Here is a 15413-nt window from a genome sequence, read left to right on the forward strand (position 1 = left end):
CAGATATAGTCTGCCAACCTAATTTGCCATGCAGGCAACCTCCGATGACTCGGTCGATGTCGTGGTGCGCCGGCGGCTTCGAGAGCTGCGGGTGCAGCGCGGCATGACACTCGAAGACGTCGCGATCCAAGCGAATATCGACATTTCGACGCTGAGCCGCCTGGAGTCCGGGAAGCGCCGGCTGGCCCTGGATCATCTGCCCGCGTTGGCCAAGGCGCTTTCGGTCAGCACAGACGAGTTGCTGCGGGAGCCCGAGCAGCCCGACCCCAGAGTGCGTGGCGCGTCGCAGACTCGGAACGGCATCACCTACTGGCCGCTGACACGGCACGGCCCGGCCGGCGGTTTGCACACCTTCAAGATTCGCGTCAAACGCCGCACGCCGCCGGCCGAGCTACCGGTGCACGAGGGGCAGGAATGGTTGTACTTGCTGTCCGGCCGGATGCGGCTGCTGCTCGGTGACCGAGACTTCACGATCAAACCGGGTGAGGCCGTCGAGTTCTCCACTTGGACACCGCATTGGTTCGGGGCGGTGGACGCCCCGGTGGAGGCCATCGTGATCTTCGGCGCCAACGGCGAACGCCTTCATCTCCACAGCTAGAGATACGCCGTCTGGTTCACCAACCGCACCGACGAGTTCCCGTCGGGGTAGAACTCGGCGATACTCAGCGACGCCAGGTCCAGGTGCAGTCGGTAGAGGATGCCGGCCCCGGCCTCCAGCGCCAACCGCAGTAGCATCTTGATCGGGGTCACGTGCGATACCACCAACACCGTTGTACCGCCATGCTCTTCGACGATCCGATCACGTACCGCCACCACCCGCTGGTGCACGCTGTCGAAGCTTTCGCCGCCAGGTGGCCTGGTGCTGGTGTCGCGCAGCCAGCGTCGATGCAACTCAGGATCGCGGTCGGCGGCCTCGGCGAACGTCAGGCCTTCCCAGGCGCCGAAATCGGTTTCGATCACGTCGTCGTCGACCGTCACATCCAAGCCCAATGCCTTGGCGGCCGTCGTCGCGGTGTCATAGCAGCGCTGCAGCGGTGAGCTGATCACCGCCGCGATTCCGCCCCGTTGGCCCAGATACCGAGCTGCCGCATCGGCTTGTTGCCGCCCCAGTTCGGTCAGCGCCGGGTTACCGCGTCCCGAGTAGCGCCGTTGTACCGACAGCTCGGTTTGCCCGTGCCGCAACAGCAGCAGCCGGGTGGGCGCTCCGCGGGCACCAGTCCAGCCGGGTGCCGCGGCGGATTCGGTGGCCGTTGCGGGCGGCGCAACTTCGGTGGCCTCGGCGGCGGCGTCCATCGCTTCGTTGGCCAGCCGGTCGGCATAGGAGTTCTGCGCCCGCGGCACCCAGGTGTAGCTGATCTGATCGAAGCGCGAGGCCAGGGCGCGGGCCTGCGAGTGCAGCTCGGCCAGATCGGGATGCTTGACCTTCCAGCGTCCCGACATCTGTTCCACCACCAGCTTGGAGTCCATCGACACCGCGACGTCGGTAGCGCCGAGTTTGGCCGCCTCGTCCAAACCCGCGATCAGCCCGCGATATTCGGCAACATTATTGGTGGCCCGGCCAATGGCCTGCTTGCTTTCGGCCAACACGGTCGTCCGGTCGGCCGACCACACCACCGATCCGTAGCCGGCCGGCCCGGGGTTACCGCGTGACCCGCCGTCGGCTTCTACGATGACTCTCATTGGGCGAAGCCGATGGTGCGCAACAAGATTGCGCCGCATTCGGGGCAGCGCAGCACGTCGTCGTCGGCGGCTGCTGCGATCCGGGACAGCTCACCGCGGTCGATTTCGATTCGGCAGGCTCCGCATCGGCGTCCCTGCAGCGGACCGGCGCCCGGGCCACCGCCGGCCCGTTGCCGTTCATAGAGCGCGACCAGTTCCGGATCGAGTGCAGCCGTCAGCTCGTCGCGCCGCGACGAGCGTTGCCGCCGAGTCTCGTCGATCTCGGCGAGCGCACGGTCGAGGGCTTGCTGGGCGTTGCCGAGATCGTCCTGCAGCTTGTCGACGGCCGTCGACTCGACGTTCTGTTGCGCTTGCAGTTCTTCGCGGCGCTCCATCACCTCCAGCAGTGAATCCTCCAGGCTGGCCTGGCGGCGTTGCAACGTTTCCAATTCGTGCTGCAGCTCCGACAGTTGCTTGGCGTCGGCCACAGTCTGCAGCAGCGAGCGGTCGCGGTCCTCACGCTGGCGCACCGCGTCGATTTCCGACTCGAATCGTGACACGTGGGTGTCCAAGTCCTCCAACGCGATTCGCACCGCGGCCAGTCGGTCGACGGCGGCGCTGTGTTCAGCCTGTATCCGCTGATAATCCTGCTGTTCGGGCAGATGGCCGGCCCGATGGGTGAGCCGGGACAGCTCGGCGTCCAGCTCGGCCAACTCGAGCAGCGACTGTTGTTGCACTACGGCAGCTTTCATGACGATAGGCCCTCAGCGGAATTGTCGACGTTCCAGGGATCAGTGCGAATGGGGCAAACACGTACCGGCAGAGCCTCACCGAATGCCGACTGCAGCAGGTCGGCGGCCTGGCCGCACCATGGGTATTCGCTGGCCCAGTGGGCGACGTCGATTAGCGCGACATCAGAGGCGCGACGGTGCTCGTCGGCCGGGTGGTGCCGCAGATCGGCGGTAACGTACGCCTGCACCTCCGCGCGGGCTACCGCATCCAGCAATGAGTCCCCCGCGCCGCCGCACACCGCAACCCGGGATACCGGCGCGTCGGGATCGCCGGCCGCGCGCACCCCCCATGACGTCGGCGGCAAGCTGGCCCTGACCCGGGAAACGAAAGCGCGCAACGGTTCTGGGTGCGGCAGGGAGCCGACGCGGCCTAGTCCGACATCGCCGGGCGGGGATGCGAGCGCGATGATGTCGAACGCCGGCTCCTCGTAAGGGTGGGCGGCCCGCAGTGCCGAAAGCACCTCACGCCGTAACCGGGCCGGTGCGATCGCCTCGACCCGGTCCTCGACTACCCGCTCCACGGCGCCCACACTGCCGATCGTCGGTGAAGCCCCGTCGCGGGGCAGGAACTGGCCGGTGCCCGTGACGCTCCAGCTGCACTGCGCGTAGTCCCCGATCTCGCCGGCGCCCGCGGCAAACACCGCGGCCCGCACCGCCTCAGCGTGTTCCGGCGGGACATAGACGATCCACTTGTCGAGGTCGGACATCGCTGCCAACGGCTCGAGCACCGCCTCGACGGTCAGTCCCAGCGTCTGCGCCAGCGCGTCGGATACCCCCGGCGATGCGGAGTCGGCGTTGGTGTGCGCGGTGAACAGCGAACGACCTGATCGGATCAGCCGGTGTACCAGTGCGCCCTTGGCGGTGCTGGCCGCCACAGTGTCGACTCCGCGCAGCAACAACGGATGGTGGGCCAGCAGCAGTCCGCCGTCGGGAACCTCGTCGACCACCGCTGCGGTGGCGTCAACGGCAATCGTCACCGATTCCACCGCGTCGTCGGGATCGCCGCAGACCAGCCCCACTGAATCCCAGGACTGGGCCAGTCGCGGCGGATATGCCTCGTCGAGCACGCCGATGACGTCGGCCAAACCCACGCTCACTTACAGCACCTCTCGCAACGCCTCGACCAGCAGCGGCCACTCCGGACGCACCGCCGCCCGAAGATACCGTCCGTCCAGACCGACGAACGTGTCGCCGCGACGAACCGCAATACCTTTGGCGTGCAGTCGCTTTCGCACCAGCTCAGCATCACCGACGGTGAACAGCACGAACGGCGCCTGGCCGTCCACCACGTCGACACCCACGGATTGCAGCCCCGCCACCATCTCGGCGCGCAGGTTCGCCAGCCGCCGCGCGCCGGCCGCGGCCTCGGCTACCGCGTCAGGAGCACAACAGGCCGCAATCGCCGCCAGTTGCAGGGTTCCTACCGGCCAGTGCGCGCGTCGTGAGGTCAGCCGGGCCAGCACGTGGGGCGCCCCGAGCGCGTAGCCCACCCGCAGCCCGGCCAGCGACCAGGTCTTGGTCAGACTGCGTAACACCAGCACATCGGGCAGCGCCTCACCGGCCAGCGACTCCAGCTCGCCGGGAATCGCATCGGCGAACGCCTCGTCGACCACCACGAGCCGGCCGGGGCGGCGCAGCGCGTGGATCTGTTCGCGGCTGTGCAGCACCGAGGTCGGGTTGGTCGGGTTGCCCAGCACCACCAGATCTGCTTCGTCGGGCACCTGCGCACCGGCCAGACCGAACGGCGACTCGAGCACAACGTGCTCGACCGGGATGCCGGCCGCGGCCAGCGCAACGTGCGGTTCGGTGAACGACGGCGCGACGATAGCGGCCTGTCGCGGGTACAGATTGGCCAGCAACGCAAACCCCTCGGCCGCGCCGGCCAGCAGGGTCACCTCATCGGGGGCGCGGCCGTGGCGGGCGCTGACGGCCTGGATGGCGGCGCATTCGTCGTCGGCTCCGGGGTATCGTGCGAGGTCGGACAGCCGGTCGGTCAGCCGCTGGATCAGCCATCCCGGCGGTTGCGGATCGCGGACGTTGACGGCGAAGTCCAGCATGCCCGGCTCAGCGGCCTGATCGCCGTGGTAGCGCGCCGCCGCATGCGGGGTCGGGTCCAGACTCGCCACGCTTGAAACAGTAACGGCCTCAGTGGCAGGGCAGGTCAGCGCATCGGAGACAATGAGGGTGTGACTGGCACGATCTCTGCTGCGGGGCCCGATGGCTCGGTGTTGCCGTGCGCGGTGGAACGCCGCGCGCCGTCGCCGCGCCCTCAGCTGGTGATATTCGACCTCGACGGAACATTGACCGATTCTGCCGACGGGATCGTTTCCAGTTTTCGCCACGCGCTGCGCCACGTCGGGGCCGCCGAACCCGACGGCGATCTGGCCAGCCGGATCGTCGGACCGCCCATGCACCACACCCTGTCCGGGCTGGGATTAGGTGAGCGCACCGACGCGGCGATCGCGGCCTACCGCGCGGACTACAGCACCCGCGGCTGGGCGATGAACACCGTGTTCGACGGGATCGGGGCGCTGCTGGCGGGTCTGCGGGCCGCCGGTGTCCGGCTGGCGGTGGCCACCTCCAAGGCCGAACCGACCGCGCGGCGCATCTTGGCCCACTTCGCGCTCGACGAGCATTTCGAGGTCATCGCCGGAGCCAGCCTCGACGGCTCACGCAGCAGCAAGGTCGACGTGCTGGCCCACGCGTTGGCACAGCTGCAACCGCTGCCCGAGCGCGTGCTGATGGTCGGTGACCGCGTGCACGACGTCGAAGGTGCGGCCGCCCACGGCATCGACGCCGTGGTGGTCGAGTGGGGCTACGGACACGCCGACTTCGCCGAAGGCAGCGACGTCACCCGGGTCGCCACGGTCGCGGAATTGCGGAGGATGTTGGATGTCTGATCCGCGGCTGCACATCACGTTCGTCTGCACCGGCAATATCTGCCGGTCGCCGATGGCCGAGAAAATGTTCGCGCATCAGATCAGCCAGCGTGGCTTGCACGACGCGGTGCGGGTGACCAGTGCGGGCACCGCCGAATGGCATATCGGCAAATGCGCCGACGAGCGAACCAACCGGGTGCTGCGCGCACACGGCTATCCCACCGAGCACTGCGCGGCGCATCTCGACAGCGACCATCTGACAGCCGATCTGGTCATTGCGCTGGCCCGAAACCACGTCTGGCTGTTACGCCAGCTCGGGGTGGACGCCGACCGGGTACGAATGCTGCGGTCGTTCGATCCCCGCTCGGGCGCCTACGCCCTCGACGTCGACGATCCCTACTACGGCGACCACGACGATTTCGAGGCGGTTTTCGCCACGATCGAGGCCGCCCTGCCCGGTCTGCATGACTGGGTCGACCAGCGGCTTGCCCAAAACGGGCACCGCTGATGCGGCGTTTGGCGTTCTTGTTGCGGCCGGGATGGCTGGCCCTGGCGGTGGTGGTGGTCGCGTTCACCTACCTGTGTCTCACGGTGCTCGCACCGTGGCAGCTGGGGAAAAACAGCAAGACCTCACGCGAGAACGACCAAATCCAGCAGTCCCTGAGTACTGCCCCCGTCCCGGTGAAAAGGTTGCTGCCGCAGCAGGATTCGTCAGCACCCGATGCGCAGTGGCGAAAGGTGATGGCGACCGGGCACTACCTGCCGGATGCGCAGGTGCTGGTCCGGTTGCGGGTGGCCGGTGGAGAGCCCTCGTTAGAAGCGCTGGTGCCGTTCGTCGTGGATGGCGGCCCCACCGTGCTGGTCGACCGCGGCTATGTGCGACCAGAACAAGGTTCTCGGGTACCCCCGATACCGCCGCCGCCCAGCGGCGCGGTGACCATCACAGCGCGGTTACGTGACTCCGAGGCGCCGGCACGCGGCAAGGATCCGTTCACCAAAGACGGTGTGCAGCAGGTGTATTCCATCGACATCGACCAGATAGCAAACCTCACCGGAGTACCGCTGGCCGGCTCCTACCTGCAACTGGTGGACAACCAGCCCGGTGGCCTCGGCGTGATCGGGGTGCCGCATTTGGACGCCGGACCGTTCTTGTCGTATGGCATCCAATGGATCTCGTTCGGCATCGTCGCGCCGATCCTGCTGGGCTACTTCGTCTACGCCGAGATCCGCGTCCGCCGTGCGGAAAAGGCGACAGGCGACGCAACGGCTGCGCCCAAGACCGTCGAAGAGAAACTCACCGATCGCTATGGCCGGCGGCGGTGAACGCCAACACCAGCAGCGCCGCTGCCGCCTGCACCACCCGGGACAGCAGCACCGCGCGCCGCAGGTCGGCCACCGACGGCGACGGCCCGTCGCCGAGGGTTGGCCGGATCTGAAGTTCGTAGTGGTACTGCGTCGGCCCGCCCAACCGCACCCCCAGCGCCCCCGCGAATGACGCCTCGACAACCCCGGCGTTGGGGCTTGGATGGCGGGCGGCATCACGAACCCACGCCCGCAGCGCACCGGCCGGTGACCCGCCCACGGCCGGCGCACAAATCGCCACCAGAGTCGCCGTGAGCCGCGCTGCGGCATAGTTGGCTACGTCATCCAAACGCGCTGCTGCCCAACCGAATCGGGCATAGCGCGGCGAGCGGTGGCCGATCATCGAGTCCAGCGTGTTGACGGCGCGGTAGGCCAGCACCGCCGGCACTCCGCCGGCCGCCGCACACAGCAGCGGCGCCACCTGCGCGTCGGAGGTGTTTTCGGCGACGGATTCCACTGCCGCACGGGCCAGTCCGTCAGCGTCGAGCAACGCCGGATCCCGGCCGCACAACGACGGCAGCAGTCGCTTGGCGGCCTCGACGTCGCCGCTCTCCAGCAGTTCCGCCATGTTGGCGCCGGTGCGGGCCAGTGATGTCCCGCCCAGCGATAGCCAGGTGGCCGCCGCGGTCGCCACAATCGACCAGGATCGACCGCGCCGCTCGGTGTAACGCTGCAGCGCTGCCCCCACCAGTGCGGTGGCGCCGACCAGCACGCCGACGTGTACTACACCGTTGATCCGACTGTCGCGGTAGCTGACCTGCTCCAAGGCCGCAGCCGCCGTACCGAAGGCGGCCACTGGATGGGCGACCTGCGGATCGCCCAGCAGCAGGTCGGCCAAATAACCGGCCAGCGCACCGAGTAGCTGTCTCACCGCAAACATTCCGGCAGCGTCTCACACATGGTCTACTCGGTGGCATGAGGCGGTATTCACGATGAAGCGCCCTGCCACCCGGGTGGCCGACCTGCTCAACCCCGCCGCCATGCTGTTGCCCGCCGCCAATGTGATCATGCAGCTGTCACTGCCGGGCGTCGGCTACGGCGTGCTGGAAAGCCCGGTCGACAGCGGCAACGTCTACAAGCATCCGTTCAAACGGGCCCGCACCACCGGCACCTACCTGGCCGTCGCGACGATCGGCACCGACGCCGACCGCGAGCTGATCCGCGCTGCCGTCGACACCGCGCATCAGCAGGTGCGGTCAACGGCGTCGAGCCCGGTGTCCTACAACGCGTTCAATCCGCAGTTGCAGCTCTGGGTGGCGGCTTGTCTGTACCGCTATTTCGTCGACCAGCACGAATTTTTGCACGGAGCGCTCGGCGACGTCACCGCCGACGCGGTATATCAAGACGCCAAGCGGCTGGGCACCACGCTGCAGGTGCGCGAGAGCATGTGGCCGCCGGACCGCGTCGCATTCGACGAGTACTGGAAGCGTTCGCTCGACCAGTTGCACATCGATCCGCCGGTTCGCGAGCATCTTCGCGGCGTCGCCTCGGTGGCGTTCCTGCCGCGGCCGTTGCGCGCGCTGGCCGGACCGTTCAATTTGTTCGCGACGACGGGTTTTTTGCCCCCGGAGTTCCGCGCGATGATGCAGTTGGACTGGTCACCGTCCCAGCAGCGCCGCTTCGAGTGGCTGCTACAGGCACTGCGCCTGGCCGACCGGCTGATCCCGCATCAGGCCTGGATCTTCGGTTACCGGCTTTACCTCTGGGACATGCGGTTTCGTGCCCGGCACGGATGGCGAATCGTGTGACGGCTAGCCGTAGATGGCGAGCAGGACGATGGCGGCCATGCAGACCATCGCCAGCAGAAACCACGGCTGCAGATAGATGCGCTCGCGGGTTTCCGCGGTCTTGGCCGTCTTCGGTGCCTCTGGCGCCTCCGGCGCAAGCGAAGTGGAACGCTCGGGCGTTAGTTGCGAAGTCATACTAACTATAATTATCGACTCGTTAGCCTTAGTAAATGTGTTGCTCGTTTCATTGACCCCCGCATTGCGACGCAGGTCACACTGACACGACGGAGCAGACCCGTAACTTGCCTCGACAATCAACCGCGTCGCCGTCACGGTGCGCGATACCAAGGGGCAGCGGGCTCCGACACCGCCGACGAGGTCTTAAGCCAGCACGATGATCAGCACGATAGCCACGACGATCAGCGCAGCCAGCGCCCACCAAACACCGGGGCCGGTGCGACTGCGGGACGAACGCGGCACCAGTTGACTATCAGAAGGCGCGACACCCCATTTCCCCTTCGGGGACATATGGGGCGGATCGGGTGGCGGCGGGGTGCTTCCAGAGGTCATTACTCTGCATTGCCGGTGTCGGGAAGAAGCTAAACCCGGAGTCGGTCGGCAACTTGCCGCTGGGGTCGTCAATCGCAATCGTGGGCGCGGACGGGATCGAACCGCCGACCGCTGGTGTGTAAAACCAGAGCTCTACCACTGAGCTACGCGCCCTGCCTCGGGCAGGCTACCCGGCTGGGCGCCCGCTGCCCAAAACGCCGACAACCCCGCGTCGAGGGTGCGCAATCCCGGGTTTCAGCTCGGCGCGTCGACCGGGGACACGCACGCTCGCGGCAGAAATGTCAGGTCTTGAGGGCGGCCAGGGCGTCGGTCCACAGCCGCTGGTCGCGGGCTTCGCCCGGCTGCTTCATCTCGGCGAATTGGATGACCCCCGACCGGTCGATGACGAACGTGCCACGGTTGGAGTAACCGGCGTCGTCGTTGAACACCCCGTAGGCCTGGCTGACCGCGCCGTGCGGCCAGAAGTCCGACAGCACCGGAAACAGGAAGCCGCTTTCAATCGCCCACACCTTATGAGTGGGCGGCGGGCCCACCGAGATGGCCAGCGCCACACTGTCGTCGTTCTCGTAGTCAGGCAGGTGGTCGCGCAACTGGTCGAGCTCGCCCTGGCAGATACCGGTGAACGCCAGCGGAAAGAACACCAACAGCACGTTCTTGGCGTCAGTTCCCGTGCGATATGCGCTCAGGGTGACCGGCTGTTGGTTCTGGTCGCGAAGGGTGAAGTCCGGCGCCGTGGTGCCGACAGTGAGCATCAGCGCCGTCCCGCCCGCGACTTGGGCTGGACCAATCGGCTGGCGCTCCAGTCGCCCAGATTGACCGACGACGTCGGCATCAGGCCGGCAGTGGGTGCGGATTCGGCGATCTCGGCGGGCAGTACGTGGCCGGGCCGGCCGGTTTTCGGGGTGAGCACCCAGATCACCCCGTCGTCGGCCAGCGGGGCGATGGCGTCCATCAAGGTGTCCACCAGGTCGCCATCTCCGTCGCGCCACCACAACAACACGACGTCGACAACTTCATCGGTGTCCTCGTCGAGCAACTCGGTGCCGCACGCATCCTCGACGTCGGCGCGAATGTCGTCGTCGGTGTCCTCGTCCCAGCCCCACTCCTGGACAATCTGGTCTTTCTGGATGCCCAGTTTGCGGGCGTAGCTCGGGGCGTCATCCGCCGCGACCACAGGGGGACCTCCTTCTACCGACACACGCGCCGTGCGATGGCCATTATCGTCGCACAGCCCGCCCCAGCTGACACGACTGTGTCATGGAACTCCGGCTCACGAATAAGCCAGACACGAGCGCACCGTTTTGGTTTTGGTGTCGTTGAGTTGATCGACGCGCTGGTTGAACTCAGAAGTCGGCGCATGCGCCCGGATGGCGTTTGCGACGTCGCGGGCCGCGTCGACATAGGAGTTCAGCGCGTCACGCACCGCACCAGACAATGGATCGCTGATGCTGCCGGCGACAACATCGGCGCTGTTGTTGAGCGCATCGACGGCCGGGCCTTCGGCGGAGGCGGTGTCGCGACCCTGATTGAACGCCGCGACAAAGGCATTCACTTTCTCGATCGCGTCCTTGCTGGTGCTGGCAAACGACTCGCACGCTCGGATCACGGCTCGGGTTGTCAGCTGCTGTTGGCGCTGCGACTCCCGGACCCGGGAGGTCGCCGAGGACGCCGATACCGATGCCGATACTGATGCCCGGTAGGCCGGGGCCATCGCGGTGTCGACGGTCGGGGTGCCTTCGGTGACGGTGGTGCACCCGACGATGGCCATCAGCATCGCCGCCAGGCAACCGACTACCAGCGCGACGATCCGCCATCTTCGGGCGGCACGCCATCCGGTCAGCACACCGGTTGACGTTACCGGTTCCCGATAACGACCGCCTCGACCCGCCGACTGTCGGCGGCCGACTCCGGGTCGATGGCCCCTACGCGGCGGGGCCTCCCGTGCGGCACGATAGGAGGGCAACGACAAAGCGGCGACGGCGGGCATCGGCCACAAGCGGATGACGCCACACACGAGGAGCACTGAGTTGACTACCGAGTTCGTACGCCACGATCTGGCGAAAAACTCAAGCGGTACAAGCGAACCCGATCGGGTGCGAGTGATTCGCGAAGGCGTCGCGTCTTATTTGCCCGACATCGATCCCGAAGAAACCTCCGAATGGCTGGAATCCTTCGACGAACTGTTGTCGCGGTCTGGGCCATCGCGAGCCCGCTACCTGATGCTGCGGCTGCTGGAACGCGCCGGCGAGCAGCGCGTGGCGATTCCGTCGCTGACATCGACCGACTACGTCAACACCATTCCCACCGAGCTCGAACCGTGGTTCCCCGGCGACGAGGACGTCGAACGCCGCTACCGGGCCTGGATCCGGTGGAACGCGGCGATCATGGTGCACCGTGCGCAGCGCCCGGGCGTCGGTGTGGGCGGCCACATTTCGACCTACGCCTCCTCCGCCGCCCTCTACGAGGTGGGTTTCAACCACTTTTTCCGCGGCAAGTCGCATCCCGGCGGCGGCGATCACGTGTTCATCCAGGGCCACGCCTCCCCCGGCATCTACGCGCGGGCCTACCTGGAAGGCCGGTTGACCGCCGACCAGCTCGACGGCTTCCGTCAGGAACACAGTCACCCCGGCGGCGGGCTGCCGTCCTACCCGCATCCGCGGCTGATGCCCGACTTCTGGGAATTTCCCACCGTGTCGATGGGCCTGGGCCCGATGAACGCCATCTACCAGGCTCGGTTCAACCACTACCTGCATGACCGGGGCATCAAGGACACCTCCGACCAGCATGTGTGGTGCTTCCTCGGCGACGGTGAAATGGACGAACCCGAAAGCCGCGGCCTGCTGCACATCGGCGCATTGGATGGTTTGGACAACCTCACGTTCGTGATCAACTGCAACCTGCAGCGCCTCGACGGCCCGGTGCGCGGCAACGGCAAGATCATCCAGGAGTTGGAGTCGTTTTTCCGGGGCGCCGGCTGGAACGTCATCAAGGTGGTGTGGGGGCGGGAATGGGACGCGCTGCTGCAGGCCGACCGCGACGGCGCATTGGTCAACCTGATGAACGTCACGCCCGACGGCGACTACCAGACCTACAAGGCCAACGACGGCGGCTACGTGCGCAACCACTTCTTCGCCCGCGACCCGCGCACCAAAGCACTGGTGGAAAACCTTACGGACCAACAGATCTGGAACCTCAAGCGCGGTGGCCACGACTACCGCAAGGTCTACGCCGCCTACCGCGCAGCGATGGAACACAAGGGCCAGCCGACGGTGATTTTGGCCAAGACCATCAAGGGCTACGGACTGGGTAAGCACTTCGCCGGGCGCAACGCCACCCACCAGATGAAGAAACTCACGCTCGAAGACCTCAAAGAGTTCCGGGACACTCAGCGGATTCCGGTCTCGGATGCGGAGTTGGAAGAAAACCCCTACCTGCCGCCGTACTACCACCCGGGCCCGGACGCCCCCGAGATCCGCTACATGCTCGACCGGCGCCGCACTCTCGGCGGTTTCATTCCGGAGCGGCGGACCAAGTCCAGGGCGCTGCCGTTGCCCGGCCGCGACACGTACAAGTCACTGAAGAAGGGCTCGGGCAGCCAGGAAGTCGCCACCACCATGGCGACCGTACGCACGTTCCGAGAGGTGTTGCGCGACAAAGAGATCGGTCCGCGAATCGTGCCGATCATTCCGGACGAGGCCCGCACGTTCGGGATGGACTCCTGGTTCCCGTCGCTGAAGATCTACAACCCCAACGGTCAGCTGTACACCTCGGTCGACGCCGATCTGATGCTGGCCTACAAAGAAAGCGAATCCGGGCAGATGCTCCACGAGGGCATCAACGAAGCGGGATCGGCGGCCTGTTTCACCGCGGTCGGCACGTCGTATGCAACGCACAACGAGCCGATGATCCCGATCTACATCTTCTATTCGATGTTCGGTTTTCAGCGCACCGGCGACGGCCTGTGGGCAGCCGGCGACCAGATGGCCCGCGGGTTTTTGCTCGGCGCCACCGCGGGGCGTACGACGCTGACTGGCGAGGGATTACAACACGCCGACGGTCACTCGTTGCTGCTGGCGACCACCAATCCGGCGGTGGTTTCCTACGATCCGGCCTTTGCCTACGAGATCGCCTACATCATCGAAAGCGGGCTGGCCCGCATGTTCGGCGAGAACCCGGAGAACATCTTCTTCTACATCACGATCTACAACGAGCCGTATGTGCAGCCGCCGGAGCCCGAGCACTTCGACCCCGAAGGACTACTGCGGGGCATTTACCGCTACCGGGCCGCCACCGAGCGGCGCGCCAACGCCGCACACATTCTGGCCTCGGGGGTGGCGATGCCCTCGGCGCTGGCGGCCGCCGACATGCTGTCGTCGGAGTGGGATGTGGCGGCCGACGTGTGGTCGGTGACCAGTTGGAGCGAGCTGAACCGCGACGGAATCGTCATCGCCAGGGACAGGCTGCGCCACCCCGACCGTCCGGCCGGCACGCCGTACGTGACCCAGGTGTTGTCCCAAGCCCTCGCCGACAAGGGCGGTCCCGTCGTCGCGGTGTCGGACTGGATGCGCGCGGTGCCCGAGCAGATCCGGCCATGGGTGCCGGGCACCTACGTCACGCTGGGCACCGACGGGTTCGGCTTCTCCGACACCCGGCCCGCCGCGCGGCGCTACTTCAACACCGACGCCGAGTCGCAGGTCGTCGCGGTGCTGGAAGCGCTGGCCCGGGACGGCGAGATCGATCCGTCGGTGCCGGTCGCGGCCGCCCGTCAGTACAAGATCGACGACGTGCAGGCCGCACCGGAGCAGACCTCGGACCCCGGGGTGGCGTAACGCCCCGCCGGCCTCGCTGGCCTCGCCACGCCCGCCGAGCCCGCCACGCCCGCCGAGCCCGCCGAACGTGAACTTAAGTTCACGTTCGGCGCCGAGCGTGAAACCAGCTTCACGCTCGGCGAGGCGAGGGCGAGGCCGATGCGAAGGTTCAGCGTCGGGCCTCAGCGGGGCCGCTTGGTGAAAACATCCAGAAAAGTGGCGTAGCTTTTAGGAGTGGCCGACAAGGATATCGGGCAGTTCGTCCTGCCGCGCTCGACGCTCGAGCTGCTGGACACCGTGCCGGAGTCGCTGCTGCGGCGGCTCAAGCAGTACTCCGGGCGGCTGGCCACCGAGGCCGTTTCGGCGATGAACGACCGGTTGCCATTCTTCGCCGACCTGGAGGCCTCCCAACGCGCCAGCGTCGCGCTGGTGGTCCAGACCGCCGTGGTGAACTTCGTCGAGTGGATGAGCGATCCGCGCAGCAACGTCAGCTACACCGCACAGGCCTTCGAGCTGGTCCCCCAGGAGCTGACGCGCCGGATCGCGCTGCGAGACACCGTCGACATGGTGCGGGTCACCATGGAGTTCTTCGAGGAAGTCGTCCCGATGGTGGCCCGCTCAGAAGAACAGGTCACCGCGCTGACGGTCGGGATTCTGAAGTACAGCCGCGACCTGGCCTTCACCGCCGCCACGGCTTACGCCGATGCGGCCGAAGCCCGCGGCACCTGGGACAGCCGGATGGAAGCCAGCGTGGTGGACGCGGTGGTACGCGGCGACACCGGCCCCGAGCTGCTGTCCAGGTCTGCCGCGCTGAACTGGGACACCACCGCGCCGGCGACAGTAGTGGTAGGTACACCGGCGCCCGGCCGGGAAAACCATGCCAGCCAGGATGTCCGGGACATCGCCACCCGTCACGGCCGCGCCGCGCTTACCGACGTGCACGGCACCTGGCTGGTGGCGATCGTGTCCGGTCATCTCACCCCGACCGACAAGTTCTTCGGCGACCTGCTGGCCGCTTTCTCCGACGGGCCGGTGGTGATCGGGCCGACGGCGCCGATGCTGACCGCGGCCTATCACAGTGCCAGTGAGGCGATCTCCGGGATGAACGCGGTAGCCGGCTGGACCGGGGCCCCGCGGCCAGTGCTGGCGCGCGAGCTGCTGCCCGAACGTGCGCTGATGGGCGACGCGTCAGCCATCGCGGCGTTGCACACCGACGTGATGCGGCCGCTCGCCGATGCCGGGCCCACCCTCACCGAGACGTTGGACGCCTATCTGGATTGCGGCGGCGCGATCGAGGCCTGTGCGCGCACATTGTTCGTTCATCCAAATACTGTGCGTTACCGCCTTCGGCGGATCGCCGACTTCACCGGCCGGGACCCCACCCAGCCGCGGGATGCCTATGTCCTCCGCGTAGCCGCTACGGTGGGCCATCTCGCCTATCAGGCGCAGCACAACAGCATCACCAGTAACACTGTGACGCCCGTCACCACCCCGGTGGTAAAAGACCTGGTCGAACCGTCGGCAGCGCACCGGGTGGACTGACGAAGTTGCGGCGCGATATCAAACATGTCGCATCCGAGGGTGTTTTGTAGGGTCCCGACAAAAACCTAAGACAAG

15 protein-coding genes, 1 tRNA gene and 1 pseudogene are annotated in these 15413 nt (G+C 66.8%); 7 read left to right on the top strand and 10 right to left on the bottom strand.

All coding sequences use genetic code 11. From position 1 onward, the window contains the following. Positions 1-28 precede the first annotated feature (28 nt). Positions 29-598: a helix-turn-helix domain-containing protein gene (locus A5707_RS11645; protein ID WP_065014626.1), complete on the top strand. Its 570-nt coding sequence runs from the start codon at positions 29-31 to the stop codon at positions 596-598. Here the strand turns inward: A5707_RS11645 and A5707_RS11650 are convergent. From A5707_RS11650 to cobC, 4 genes are read right to left on the bottom strand one after another with little or no spacing between them, the layout of a single operon-like run. Next, on the bottom strand, positions 595-1680 hold the full coding sequence (locus tag A5707_RS11650) for a bifunctional RNase H/acid phosphatase (protein ID WP_065014627.1): 1086 nt from the start codon (positions 1678-1680) through the stop codon (positions 595-597). The two genes, A5707_RS11645 and A5707_RS11650, sit on opposite strands and share 4 nt — an antisense overlap. Continuing rightward, positions 1677-2411 carry a zinc ribbon domain-containing protein gene (locus tag A5707_RS11655; RefSeq protein WP_065014628.1) on the bottom strand — a complete coding sequence of 245 codons (735 nt, stop codon included), beginning with the start codon at positions 2409-2411 and terminating at the stop codon, positions 1677-1679. Before A5707_RS11655 ends, A5707_RS11650 begins: the two co-directional genes overlap by 4 nt. Further along, positions 2408-3547, bottom strand: coding sequence for a Nif3-like dinuclear metal center hexameric protein (locus tag A5707_RS11660; protein ID WP_065014629.1), 1140 nt, complete (start codon positions 3545-3547; stop codon positions 2408-2410). Before A5707_RS11660 ends, A5707_RS11655 begins: the two co-directional genes overlap by 4 nt. Further along, positions 3548-4615, bottom strand: coding sequence for an Rv2231c family pyridoxal phosphate-dependent protein CobC (cobC, locus tag A5707_RS11665; RefSeq protein ID WP_082969415.1), 1068 nt, complete (start codon positions 4613-4615; stop codon positions 3548-3550). It abuts the gene before it with no gap. Positions 4616-4675: 60 nt separating this feature from the next. On the opposite strand from cobC, the gene A5707_RS11670 reads away from it, so the two are divergent. Genes A5707_RS11670 through A5707_RS11680 form a run of 3 tightly spaced genes read left to right on the top strand, consistent with a single transcriptional unit; the run spans position 4676 to position 6652 of the window. Further along, complete coding sequence (locus A5707_RS11670) at positions 4676-5350, top strand: HAD-IA family hydrolase (protein ID WP_419866421.1); 675 nt, start codon at positions 4676-4678, stop codon at positions 5348-5350. Next, entirely contained in the window at positions 5343-5837 is a 495-nt protein-coding gene (locus A5707_RS11675) for a low molecular weight protein-tyrosine-phosphatase (RefSeq protein ID WP_065014631.1), read from the top strand. Before A5707_RS11670 ends, A5707_RS11675 begins: the two co-directional genes overlap by 8 nt. Further along, positions 5837-6652: an SURF1 family protein gene (locus tag A5707_RS11680; protein WP_065014632.1), complete on the top strand. Its 816-nt coding sequence runs from the start codon at positions 5837-5839 to the stop codon at positions 6650-6652. Before A5707_RS11675 ends, A5707_RS11680 begins: the two co-directional genes overlap by 1 nt. Here the strand turns inward: A5707_RS11680 and A5707_RS11685 are convergent. Further along, positions 6634-7571, bottom strand: a pseudogene (locus A5707_RS11685) (cobalamin biosynthesis protein). The gene A5707_RS11680 and the pseudogene A5707_RS11685 sit on opposite strands and share 19 nt — an antisense overlap. Positions 7572-7623: 52 nt before the next feature. On the opposite strand from A5707_RS11685, the gene A5707_RS11690 reads away from it, so the two are divergent. Beyond that, entirely contained in the window at positions 7624-8439 is an 816-nt protein-coding gene (locus A5707_RS11690) for an oxygenase MpaB family protein (protein ID WP_065014634.1), read from the top strand. 3 nt (positions 8440-8442) lie between these two features. On the opposite strand, the gene A5707_RS23820 is transcribed toward A5707_RS11690, so the two are convergent. The 5 genes from A5707_RS23820 to A5707_RS11710 form a co-directional block, all read right to left on the bottom strand. Further along, positions 8443-8613, bottom strand: a complete 171-nt coding sequence (locus A5707_RS23820) for a hypothetical protein (RefSeq protein ID WP_156657816.1) — start codon at positions 8611-8613, stop codon at positions 8443-8445. Between the two features lie 456 nt (positions 8614-9069). Then, positions 9070-9141, bottom strand: a tRNA-Val gene (locus A5707_RS11695). Positions 9142-9269: 128 nt separating this feature from the next. Beyond that, positions 9270-9740, bottom strand: a complete 471-nt coding sequence (locus tag A5707_RS11700; RefSeq protein ID WP_065014635.1) for a peroxiredoxin — start codon at positions 9738-9740, stop codon at positions 9270-9272. Continuing rightward, positions 9740-10162, bottom strand: a complete 423-nt coding sequence (locus A5707_RS11705) for a DUF3052 domain-containing protein (protein ID WP_065014636.1) — start codon at positions 10160-10162, stop codon at positions 9740-9742. The genes A5707_RS11700 and A5707_RS11705 overlap by 1 nt, the downstream gene beginning before the upstream one ends. Before the next feature lie 96 nt (positions 10163-10258). After that, positions 10259-10831, bottom strand: coding sequence for a hypothetical protein (locus tag A5707_RS11710; RefSeq protein ID WP_156657818.1), 573 nt, complete (start codon positions 10829-10831; stop codon positions 10259-10261). 184 nt (positions 10832-11015) lie between these two features. On the opposite strand from A5707_RS11710, the gene aceE reads away from it, so the two are divergent. Both aceE and A5707_RS11720 read left to right on the top strand, forming a co-directional pair. After that, entirely contained in the window at positions 11016-13817 is a 2802-nt protein-coding gene (gene aceE / locus A5707_RS11715; protein WP_065014659.1) for a pyruvate dehydrogenase (acetyl-transferring), homodimeric type, read from the top strand. Positions 13818-14030: 213 nt separating this feature from the next. Then, positions 14031-15338: a PucR family transcriptional regulator gene (locus A5707_RS11720; RefSeq protein ID WP_065014637.1), complete on the top strand. Its 1308-nt coding sequence runs from the start codon at positions 14031-14033 to the stop codon at positions 15336-15338. The last annotated feature ends 75 nt before the right edge of the window (positions 15339-15413 follow it).

Origin of the sequence: Mycobacterium kyorinense, assembly GCF_001672775.1 — a bacterium.
In the GTDB taxonomy this organism is placed as follows: Bacteria; Actinomycetota; Actinomycetes; order Mycobacteriales; family Mycobacteriaceae; genus Mycobacterium; species Mycobacterium kyorinense_A.